The organism is Metabacillus lacus (assembly GCF_009674805.1).
Taxonomy (GTDB): Bacteria; Bacillota; Bacilli; order Bacillales; family Bacillaceae; genus Metabacillus_C; species Metabacillus_C lacus.
Genome location: NZ_WKKI01000044.1, coordinates 17328 through 27809, shown reverse-complemented (window position 1 = coordinate 27809; position 10482 = coordinate 17328). Strand labels below are relative to the sequence as shown.

Genomic DNA, 10482 nt, shown 5'->3' with positions numbered 1-10482 from the left:
CATCCAGTTGGATCGAATACAAGCCAGCTAGCTGCATAAACCCATTTTAAAAAATCCAAATTCAAACCTTGGGGGGCCTTTTTTTGCTTTTTAAGACAGCACAATCCTCAATTTTCGTATAAATTCCGCTTATGTGAAAAATCCATCTAAAAAAGCATTAAATAAAAGGAGAAATTCCGTCTATGGGCTATAAAGAGCTTGATTCTAATGACTTTTAAGACAATAACCGGAAATCCTACCCTTAAATCGCCCAACAAAAGGTCAAAATGCTAGTTAAGCGGAAATCTTCCGCTTAACTAGCAGACAGTAGTCAGTTCATACCTTAGAAACCTTTTACAACCCAAACAGCCGGCTCAACAGCCCTCCCCCCTCTCCCCCAGCCCCTGCGACAAAACCTCCCACTTATCTACAATAAAAGCCAAAGGAATGGGGATAAAAAGAGCGAATGTATGTGGTGTGGAAGTTTGTGGAAGAATGTATGTGGTTGAAAGGAGCGTGAATCATGGGCAGCTTTGAACAGCTTGTTGGAGAACAGCTTAAAACGATGGAAAAGCTTTTGTTTTTGCAGTCGGAAGTGGAGCGGTGCCAGGAGATCGAGCGTGAACTGGTGAGCCTGCAGGATAAGGTGCAGTTAAGATCCATAAGGGATGAGATAGAGCTTATGAAAGCAGAACTGGCCATGATCCAAAGAGTTTTTGAAGAGCAGACAGAAGATGTGATTCAATCCTATCAAGATTATCAGGCTTCAACGGTATTGTAATCTTTCCGGCCATTCAGTCATGAATGGCCTTTTATTTTCTTTTTTAATAGTCTAACGTTATAATAATAAAAAGTAGAATTGGGATTTTCACTTCGAAATGGTGGCATCCAATGGAAAGTAGGGGAGATTAATGGGATATCCCAAGGAAGGAGACAACATCCAAATTCATAGCTATAAACATAATGGCTTACTCCATAGAGTGTGGGATGAAACGACGATCCTTAAATGGTCCCAGGACTTAATCATTGGCGGTAACGATAGGACTATGGTTACTGAATCGGACGGCAGAACATGGATTACCAGAGAACCGGCCATTTGTTATTTTCACTCCAAATACTGGTTTAATGTGATTGGAATGCTGAGGGACGACGGAGTTTATTACTATTGTAATGTTAGTTCTCCATTTGTCTGGGACGGTGAAGCATTGAAGTATATAGACTACGATTTGGATGTTAAGGTTTTTCCGGATATGACATTTATTCTGCTGGATGAGGATGAGTATGAACAGCATCGCAAGCAGATGAATTATCCGAATGTGATTGACCTGATTCTGAAAAAGAATGTGGAACATTTAATGAGCATGATCAGGCAGAGAAAAGGCCCTTTTTCTGCAGAATTTATTGATGACTGGTATGAGCGGTATTTATACCATGTGAAGTAGTAAGAAACGAAATAAGTAGAACGGCGGCCTGTTTTATGCAAACAGGCTTTTTTTCATCCGTGACTTAACACTTTTATAACAAGTAGGAGATATCATGAGCACCGTTAGACGATATATGAAGTTTGTAAAACCATATACCTGGCAGATTGCCGGGACCATTTTCATTGGTGTATTCAAGTTCGGTATTCCCCTTTTGATTCCTCTTTTGCTGCAGCATGTAGTTGACAACATATTGGGAGGAAATGCATCGGCGGAAGACAAGACAAACGAACTGTTTACAATCATGGCCGTGATGGTTGGAATTTTTCTAATACTTCGGCCTCCAGTCGAATATTACCGTCAGTATTATGCGCAATGGGTAGGAAACAGAGTGCTGTTTGACATCCGCGATCAGCTGTTTACTCATCTTCAAAAGCTCAGTTTACGGTATTACGCAAATACTAGGGCAGGAGAAATTATTTCCAGAGTGATTAATGATGTGGAACAAACAAAGAATTTTGTTATTACAGGGCTGATGAATGTCTGGCTTGATATTTTAACAATAATCATTGCTATTGTGATTATGTTCAACATGAATGTTCAATTAACCTTTGTGTCAATCGCTCTTTTTCCGCTCTATGGATTTTCTGTATGGTATTTCTATGGCAGGCTTAGAAAGCTGACCAGGGTCAGATCTCAGGCATTGGCTGAAGTGCAGGGACATTTGCATGAAAGAGTTCAGGGAATGCCGGTAATTAGAAGCTTTGCAGCTGAAGATTATGAGCAGAATTTGTTTTCAAAGGAGAACACAAATTTTCTTCAAAAAGCGACTGATCATACCAGCTGGAATGCAAAAACCTTTGCAGTGGTGAATACAATTACCGATATTGCGCCTCTGCTGGTGGTGGCTTTTGCAGGATATCAGGTTATCAATGAAGATTTAACAGTTGGTACGATGGTTGCATTTATTGCCTATATCGAGAGGCTTTACAGTCCGCTGCGCAGGTTGATTAACTCGTCAACAACACTTACCCAGTCATTTGCCTCTATGGACAGAATGTTTGAGCTGATTGATGTGCCTTATGAAATAGAGGATAAAGAAAATGCTGCAGAAGCAAGAAATGTGAAAGGAAACATAGTGTTTCAGGATGTTTCTTTTCAGTATAGAGAAGATGAGCCGCTGATTCTTGAACATGTACATTTGAATATAGAACGCGGTGAAACTGTTGCCCTGGTAGGTATGAGCGGCGGCGGAAAATCTACGCTTGTCAGCCTGATACCGCGCTTTTATGATGTTACTTCCGGAAAAATCACGCTGGATGGTATGGATATCAGAGATTATCAAGCAAGCAGCCTCAGGGAGCAGATAGGAATGGTGCTGCAGGATACCTTCCTGTTCAGCGGGACTGTGAAAGAGAATATCTTAATCGGAAATCCCCTTGCTTCTGACGATGAAGTGATCGCTGCAGCAAAAGCTGCCAATGCACATGACTTTATTGTAAGCCTTCCGAATGGTTACAACACCAAAGTCGGCGAAAGAGGGGTAAAGCTGTCGGGCGGCCAAAAACAAAGGGTGTCCATTGCCAGAGTATTCCTGAAAAACCCTCCAATTTTGGTGATGGATGAGGCGACATCGGCTCTTGATCTGGAGAGTGAACATCTGATTCAGGAAGCACTTGAAAAACTGTCTGCCAACAGGACAACCATTATTATCGCTCATAGACTGTCCACGATTACACATGCAGATAAGATTGTCCTGATTGAAAACGGCAGAATCATAGAAGAAGGACCACATGCCGAACTGATGAGAAAAGACGGAGCATATGCACGCTTGTTTCAGATTCAGCACTTAGATTAATCAGAAGACCCTTACACTATAAAAATCCATAAAGCTCCTCAAAGTCACAGCAGATGACTTTGAGGAGCTTTTTTCAACCAAAATTATCCTTTTATTGAAAATAACAGCAAAAACTATACCGAAAAATCATGAAATCAGTAGTTAGTTTAAGAGATTTTTCGACAAATATTACCATTATTCTAACTGTAGAATCCTTGTAAACTGTACAAACCTTCCAAATCCTTTTGTCGAAATCCGCTGTTCGCCCCGTAAACAGGACGTTGTCATAAATTACCTCATCCTATATAATGTTTTTTAACATAATATTTTAAATTTTTTAATAATATAAAATAATTTGTCTTTATTACTTTTTGGTGGTGAAGTTACCTCATGGAAAAAGTGCTGGATGTTAAGAATATAACCATTTCTATTAAGAATGACCGATCGGAAACCATCGTTGTAGATTCTGTTAATTTTCACTTGAAAAAAGGAGAAGTTCTGGGGATTGTAGGGGAATCCGGCTGTGGAAAGAGCATCACTTCCCTGTCTATTATGGGTCTTCTGCAAAAGCCGCAGGTGAATGTAACAGAGGGGGAAATTCTTTTTAAAAATAAGAATCTCCTGAATTACAACGAAAAACAAATGAGAGATCTTCGCGGAAATGATATAGCGATGATTTTTCAGGAGCCGATGACATCTCTTAATCCGCTATTTAAGATTGGTGACCAGCTGCAGGAAGCATATATGGTTCATCATAGAAAAAGCAGAAGGGATGCAAAAGAACGAGCAGTGCAGATGCTGAAGCTGGTGGGACTGCCAAGGGCTGAGCAGCTTATGAAAGAATATCCACATCAGCTTTCAGGAGGCATGAGGCAGCGCGTCATGATTGCCATGGCGATGATCTGTGATCCGGAAGTGCTGATTGCAGATGAACCGACGACTGCTCTGGATGTGACCATTCAGGCACAAATTCTCGCCTTGATGAAAGATTTGAATGAAAAGCTTGATACCTCCATCATTTTCATTACTCATGATCTCGGCGTTGTTGCAGAAATGTGTGACAGAATTCTGGTGATGTACGCAGGCAGGGTAGTGGAGGAAGGGGATGTGAAAACCATTTTCACGAATCCTCAGCACCCTTATACAAGAGGCCTCCTGCAATCAGTTCCGGATATTCGAATCAAGAAAGAGAAACTGTATTCCATTTCAGGACAAGTGCCGAAGCCCGGCACTGTTAAATACGGATGTACTTTTGCCCAGAGGTGTGATGCCGTTCATGACCGCTGCAGAGTGGAAAGCCCTGATTTATACAAAGTTGACAGCAGACATCATTCAAGGTGTTTTTTAGTGGAAGAAGGTGACGCAAATGACAAGCTCCTTATTAAAAGTTAATGGGCTCAAAAAACACTTTCCAGTTTCTTCTGGAATTTTAAACAGAAATGCGGGAGCGGTTAAGGCAGTCGATGATTTGTCGTTTGAGATTCGAAAAGGTGAGACCCTTGGCATCGTCGGTGAATCGGGCTGCGGAAAGTCAACAATGGGCCGGCTTCTGTTAAGGCTGATTGAACCGACTGAAGGTGAAATCTACTTCAACGGAACCAATGTTGCGGGCCAGAAGAAAAGCGAACTAAGGGCAATGAGAAAAGAGATGCAGATGGTCTTTCAGGATCCCTATGCGTCTTTGAACCCGAGAATGACGGTTGCCAAAATTCTCGAAGAGCCTCTTATTGTACATAAGATCGGGACGAAGCAGGAGAGGGCTAAGCTCGTGGAGCAAATGCTCACGACCGTCGGCCTTGATCCGGATTACGGAGAAAGATATCCGCATCAATTCAGCGGCGGGCAGCGGCAGAGAATCGGGATTGCAAGAGCTTTGATGACAAATCCCCAGCTGATTATCGCTGATGAACCCGTATCTGCTCTTGATGTTTCCATTCAATCACAGATTCTGAATCTGCTGAAGGATCTTCAAAAAGAATTCTCTCTTACCTACCTGTTTATCTCTCATGATTTGGGGGTGGTCAGGCATATAAGTGATAGAGTGGGTGTCATGTATTTAGGGAGAATCGTAGAGCTTGCTGATAGTGAGAGCCTTTATACAGATCCCAAGCATCCATACACGCAGGCTTTGCTCTCTGCTGTGCCTCTTCCTGATCCGAACGTCAGGAAAGAGCAGATCGTGTTAAAGGGAGATTTGCCGAGTCCTGCTGATCCTCCTAAGGGCTGTGCGTTTCATACAAGGTGTGCCCATTGTTTTGATACCTGCAAAACCGTAAGACCTCAATTAAAGGAAATCAAGGAAGGTCATTACGCAGCTTGTCATTTGTATGAATGAGAATCTGCGTTTGATAGATAAGTAAACTAAAGAGGGGGATATGTATGAAAAAGGGTTTGGTTTACGCATTAATGATGATCATGCTGCTTTCAACTGCACTAATTGGCTGTTCAAATTCTAATGATGCTGGAGGTGATGGAGGCGGCAGCGGAGGCAGCGGCGCTGGTGGCGGAAGCAGCGAAAATACTAAAGATACACTCGTGTTTGGCCGCGGCGGAGACTCCACTTCTCTTGACCCGATTTCCACAACTGAGGGTGAAGCATTCAAAGTTACCGTTAATATTTTTGAGACACTGCTAAACTATGGCGAGCAGGATACCACGATTCATGAAGGTCTTGCGACTGAGTGGGATGCTTCAGAAGACGGTCTTGAGTATACGCTGAAGCTTCGTGAGGGAGTAAAGTTCCATGATGGAACGGACTTTAATGCAGAGGCAGTTGTTTTCAACTTTGACCGCTGGATGAACGGGAATGCCGATCAGTTCCCTTATTACACAATGTTTGGCGGATTTAAAGAAGATGAAGGCCATGTGATTAAGGAAGTAAAAGCAGTTGATGATTATACTATTCAATTTATCTTGAAAAGGCCTCAGGCTCCGTTCTTGAAAAACCTTGCAATGTCACCTTTCGGAATTGCCAGCCCTGCGGCTGTTGAGAAATTCGGAGAAAAATTCCGGGATAATCCTGTTGGAACAGGACCATTTAAATTTGCTGAGTGGAGAGCAAATGACCGGATCGTAGTTGAGAAAAATGAAGATTACTGGATGGAAGGTTATCCTAAGTTAAACAAAGTAATCTTTAAGACGATTCCTGAGAACTCTGCGAGACTTAACGCACTGCAGTCCGGCGAAATTGATTTAATGGACGGTGTGAATCCTTCTGATTTGCAGACAATCGAATCTAACGATGCTCTACAGCTGTTTGAGCGCCCATCCATGAATGTTGGCTATGTTGGTTTAACATCTACAAGAAAGCCGTTGGATAACAAACTTGTCCGCCAGGCGTTGAACCATGCGGTTGACAAGCAGGCAATCATCGACTCTTTCTATGGCGGATTGGCAGAGCCTGCGAAGAACCCGATGCCTCCTTCTCTTGAAGGCTATAACGATGATATTGAGCCATATCCTTACGATTTAGATAAAGCAAAAGAGCTTTTGGCAGAAGCCGGCTATCCTGATGGCTTTGAAATGGATTTATGGGCAATGCCTGTTGCGCGCCCGTACATGCCTGAGGGTATGAAGGTTGCCGAAGTTCTTCAGGCAAGCTTTGAAAAAATCGGTGTAAAAGCGAAAATTGTAACGTATGACTGGGCAACTTACCTTGATAAAGCAAGCAAAGGAGAAGCTGATACATTCCTTTTAGGCTGGACAGGGGATAATGGAGATCCTGATAACTTCATTTACACGCTGCTTGATAAAGACAGCATCGGAAGCAACAACTATTCCTATTTCAGCAATGATGAGCTTCATGACATTCTGATTGAGGCTCAATCAGATCCTGATCAGGATAAACGTAATGAATTGTATAAAAAAGCGCAGGAAATTGTGCACGAAGAAGCACCATGGATTCCGCTTGTCCACTCTACACCAATGCTGGCTGGAGTAAGCGATTTAGCAGAACTGAAGCCGCATCCAACAGGTTCTGATATTTTGACAAAAGTAGAGTTTAAGTAAAACTGTCAGAGGGGAGGGGAGCAGTCCTCTTCCTTTTTTTTGAAAGAAAAAGCTCCGTCTTGCTGTGAAACTACTGCAGCTGACACCGGAGAAAAATGAAAGGCACAGAGATATTGGAGGTGCAGCATGTTATCTTATACAGTCAGAAGAATTGGACTCCTGATACCGGTTTTGATTGGCATGACGCTTGTCGTGTTTTCCATCATTCGCGCAATACCCGGTGATCCTGCACAGGTCATTCTGGGGCAGCGCGCGACAAAAGAAGCAATAGCTGAGCTGACAAGGCAGCTCGGACTGGACAGGCCCTGGTATGTGCAGTACATAGATTATGTGAAAGGACTGCTGAGCGGTGATTTTGGCGTATCCATCCGCACAGGAGCAGAAATCAGCAAGGAGATTACCCCTTACCTTGCTGCTACGCTGGAGCTGAGTATGTTTGCCATGTTAATTGCCATCGTCATTGGTGTTAACGCAGGAATCATCAGTGCCTGGTTTCAAAATTCATGGTTTGATTATACAGCAATGGTCATTGCCCTGATCGGTGTTTCCATTCCGATTTTCTGGCTCGGCCTCATGGAGCAGTGGATGTTCTCCATCAACCTTGGCTGGCTGCCGACAACGGGAAGGGAGGACATTAGAAATCCTGTAAATGCCATGACCAACCTGTATATTATCGACACTCTGCTTCAAGGAAGATTTGATCAGCTGATGGATGTGTTAAGGCATTTAATTCTCCCGGGAATCGCGCTTGCCACCATTCCAATGGCGATCATTGCAAGAATTACCCGTTCCAGCATGATAGAGGTGATGAGTTCCGAGTATATCAGAACGGCCAAAGCAAAGGGGCTCAGAATGTTCTGGGTTGTCTACAAGCATGCTTTAAAAAATGCTATTATTCCAATTTTAACGATTATTGGTTTGCAAACGGGCCTGCTGCTCGGCGGAGCGATTCTGACAGAAACCATTTTCGGCTGGCCTGGCGTCGGAAGATACATTTATGATGCGATCAGCTATAGAGATTATCCGGTTATTCAAACCGGCATCCTCGTCGTTGCAACTGTGTTTGTTTTTATCAACCTCATCGTCGATTTGCTGTACGCAGCAATAGATCCGAGAATCAAGTATTAAGGAGGGGTAAGGATGGAGTATCCATTAAAGAAAAATCAGCCCGTTGTTGTAAAAGAAGAAAAGGCTCTTACCCCTTTTCAAGTAAAGCTAAGACTGTTTTTAAAAAATAAACTGGCTGTTACAGGAGCCGTGATTGTCCTGCTGTTTATTCTCCTGGCCATTTTTGCTCCTTTGATTGCTCCTTATGGAATCAGAGAGCAGGATTTAACAAAAAGGCTTCTGCCGCCTTCAGGAAACAATTGGTTTGGAACTGATGATTTCGGCAGGGATATTTTCTCAAGGGTCATTTTTGGAGCAAGAATTTCTTTATGGGTAGGATTCTTTTCTGTACTTGGCTCAGTGATTGTGGGAAGCTTCCTCGGCATTCTTGCGGGTTATTACGGCCGCTGGGTTGATACCATCATTTCGAGGATTTTTGATATTATGCTGGCATTTCCAAGCATTCTTCTGGCCATCGCCATTGTTTCCATTCTAGGGCCGTCGCTTCAAAATGCACTGATAGCCATCGCAGTCATTAACATTCCTAACTTCGGCCGTTTGATTCGTTCGAAAGTGTTAAGTGTGAAGCAGGAAGAATATATCACTGCTGCAAAAGCAGTCGGAATGAAGGATAGCAGAATTTTGTTTGTCCACATCCTGCCTAACAGTCTGTCTCCAATTATTGTACAGTCCACACTGGCAATCGGGACAGCGATCATCGAAGCTGCAGCCCTGGGTTTTTTGGGACTTGGCGCAGAAGCACCTAATCCGGAGTGGGGCAAGATGCTTGCAGACTCGAAACAGTATCTTGTGCAGGCTCCTTGGACACTCATCTTTCCGGGTCTTGCCATTATGCTGACAGTGCTTGGATTTAACCTCATGGGGGATGGATTTAGAGATGCGCTGGATCCGAAGGGTAAGCACTAACATCATAAAGCATAAAAAAGCAGCACTTTCTTCACAATGAAGAAGTGCTGCTTTTTGTGGTGTGTGCCTGACATTTGCGGGTTATTTTGCTTCCGGAATGTCCAGTTCATTTTCTTCCTTATGATAGGTCTGAAAGCTGTTCATAAGAACATCCAGATGCTCAAGATGTTCACTATAGTCCATAATGCTTGTCACAAGAGGCAGAATGTTGTAAACGTAATTTTCATCCTCATACTCTGCTTTCAGTCTGAGGAAGGATTCAAACAGCTCTGATTTGTTTAATGCACCTTCCTGCATGAATTCATCAGGAACGGACGGCTTGATTTTGCCAATAAACTTCAGCAGGATGGTTTCGTGATAATTCAGCAGGTAGTCAAGCTCTGCGATGAAAATCTGCTGAAACTCTTTTGGCATATGATGAAATTCATTTTCCAGGCGGTGCAGCCGCTTCAGCATATCAAGAGCACGGCGAGTCGTATTCAAAAGCTGCCTGAAGATCACAAGCTTGCGGGTTTTCGCCAGCGTATTCTTCTTGAAGTAGCTTCTTTCTTCTTTGTAATGAAGATACAGCTGATCCAGCTTAATAATATTGTCTTTGAATTTTTCAATATCATCCTTCAATACACTGTGTTCAGAAATATGCCTGGAGTTGATGCGGATCCACTTGATAATTTCCTCCGTATTCTCAACAATACGATGATACAATTTTGTTTCGTATTTTGGAGGAATAAAGACCATGTTTACGATAAAGGCAGCAAGAACACCGAGAATAATCGTAGCAAACCGGATGAGTGAAAACTCTATAAAATGTTCTCCCGGACTCTCCAGAATGGCTATGACTGTGACAAGAGAAACCGGAATTGTGTTCTGCAGCTTCAGCCTTATGTTAAGTGCAATCACGATCACAGCGGTAAATCCAATTACAAATGGATGGGGACCGAAAATCAGGCCAAACAAAATGGCGATGGATGCCCCGATAATATTTGCCTGTATTTGTTCAATAATAGATAAATAAGATCTGTAAATTGTAGGCTGTATGGCAAATATGGCTGATATTCCTGCAAACACAGGGGACGGCAGATTTAAAAGTGTAGCCAGCCAAAGGGCTAATGTAATGGCTATCCCCGTTTTCAGTATTCGGGCACCGAGTTTCATTGGAGCAGTATACATTCCTTTCTGAGCTTTCTTTATAGTATAGATATC

Annotated in this window: 9 protein-coding genes; 8 read left to right on the top strand and 1 reads right to left on the bottom strand. The window is 42.9% G+C overall.

Annotated features, from left to right (window positions below; genetic code table 11):
* Window positions 1-502 precede the first annotated feature (502 nt).
* The 8 genes from GJU40_RS16775 to GJU40_RS16740 all read left to right on the top strand — a co-directional run bounded on the left by GJU40_RS16775 (window position 503) and on the right by GJU40_RS16740 (window position 9279).
* On the top strand, window positions 503-760 hold the full coding sequence (locus GJU40_RS16775) for a YgaB family protein (RefSeq protein ID WP_154309223.1): 258 nt from the start codon (window positions 503-505) through the stop codon (window positions 758-760).
* A 130-nt stretch (window positions 761-890) separates the two neighbouring features.
* Entirely contained in the window at window positions 891-1421 is a 531-nt protein-coding gene (ntdP, locus tag GJU40_RS16770) for a nucleoside tri-diphosphate phosphatase (RefSeq protein ID WP_154309222.1), read from the top strand.
* Between the two features lie 94 nt (window positions 1422-1515).
* On the top strand, window positions 1516-3258 hold the full coding sequence (locus tag GJU40_RS16765) for an ABC transporter ATP-binding protein (protein WP_154309221.1): 1743 nt from the start codon (window positions 1516-1518) through the stop codon (window positions 3256-3258).
* A 369-nt stretch (window positions 3259-3627) separates the two neighbouring features.
* Window positions 3628-4629, top strand: coding sequence for an ABC transporter ATP-binding protein (locus GJU40_RS16760; RefSeq protein WP_154309220.1), 1002 nt, complete (start codon window positions 3628-3630; stop codon window positions 4627-4629).
* The gene (locus GJU40_RS16755) at window positions 4604-5572 is read left to right on the top strand and encodes an ABC transporter ATP-binding protein (RefSeq protein WP_154309219.1); all 969 of its coding nucleotides are present in this window, start codon (window positions 4604-4606) and stop codon (window positions 5570-5572) included. The genes GJU40_RS16760 and GJU40_RS16755 overlap by 26 nt, the downstream gene beginning before the upstream one ends.
* A 44-nt stretch (window positions 5573-5616) precedes the next feature.
* Window positions 5617-7245: an ABC transporter substrate-binding protein gene (locus GJU40_RS16750; RefSeq protein ID WP_154309218.1), complete on the top strand. Its 1629-nt coding sequence runs from the start codon at window positions 5617-5619 to the stop codon at window positions 7243-7245.
* A gap of 126 nt (window positions 7246-7371) precedes the next feature.
* On the top strand, window positions 7372-8373 hold the full coding sequence (locus GJU40_RS16745; protein WP_154309217.1) for an ABC transporter permease: 1002 nt from the start codon (window positions 7372-7374) through the stop codon (window positions 8371-8373).
* Window positions 8374-8385: 12 nt separating this feature from the next.
* Window positions 8386-9279 (top strand): ABC transporter permease, encoded by an 894-nt coding sequence (locus tag GJU40_RS16740; RefSeq protein ID WP_154309216.1) that lies wholly within the window; start codon window positions 8386-8388, stop codon window positions 9277-9279.
* An 81-nt stretch (window positions 9280-9360) separates the two neighbouring features.
* Here the strand turns inward: GJU40_RS16740 and GJU40_RS16735 are convergent, their stop codons facing one another.
* On the bottom strand, window positions 9361-10434 hold the full coding sequence (locus GJU40_RS16735; protein ID WP_154309215.1) for an aromatic acid exporter family protein: 1074 nt from the start codon (window positions 10432-10434) through the stop codon (window positions 9361-9363).
* Window positions 10435-10482 lie beyond the last annotated feature (48 nt).

Excerpts from the sequence above, each read along its gene's own strand:
- GJU40_RS16765 (WP_154309221.1), top strand. The coding sequence starts at position 1,516 with ATGAGCACCGTTAGACGATATATGAAGTTTGTAAAACCATATACCTGG.
- ntdP (WP_154309222.1), top strand. The coding sequence starts at position 891 with ATGGGATATCCCAAGGAAGGAGACAACATCCAAATTCATAGCTATAAA.
- GJU40_RS16755 (WP_154309219.1), top strand. The coding sequence starts at position 4,604 with ATGACAAGCTCCTTATTAAAAGTTAATGGGCTCAAAAAACACTTTCCA.
- GJU40_RS16750 (WP_154309218.1), top strand. The coding sequence starts at position 5,617 with ATGAAAAAGGGTTTGGTTTACGCATTAATGATGATCATGCTGCTTTCA.
- GJU40_RS16775 (WP_154309223.1), top strand. The coding sequence starts at position 503 with ATGGGCAGCTTTGAACAGCTTGTTGGAGAACAGCTTAAAACGATGGAA.
- GJU40_RS16745 (WP_154309217.1), top strand. The coding sequence starts at position 7,372 with ATGTTATCTTATACAGTCAGAAGAATTGGACTCCTGATACCGGTTTTG.
- GJU40_RS16760 (WP_154309220.1), top strand. The coding sequence starts at position 3,628 with ATGGAAAAAGTGCTGGATGTTAAGAATATAACCATTTCTATTAAGAAT.
- GJU40_RS16740 (WP_154309216.1), top strand. The coding sequence starts at position 8,386 with ATGGAGTATCCATTAAAGAAAAATCAGCCCGTTGTTGTAAAAGAAGAA.
- GJU40_RS16735 (WP_154309215.1), bottom strand. The coding sequence starts at position 10,434 with ATGAAACTCGGTGCCCGAATACTGAAAACGGGGATAGCCATTACATTA.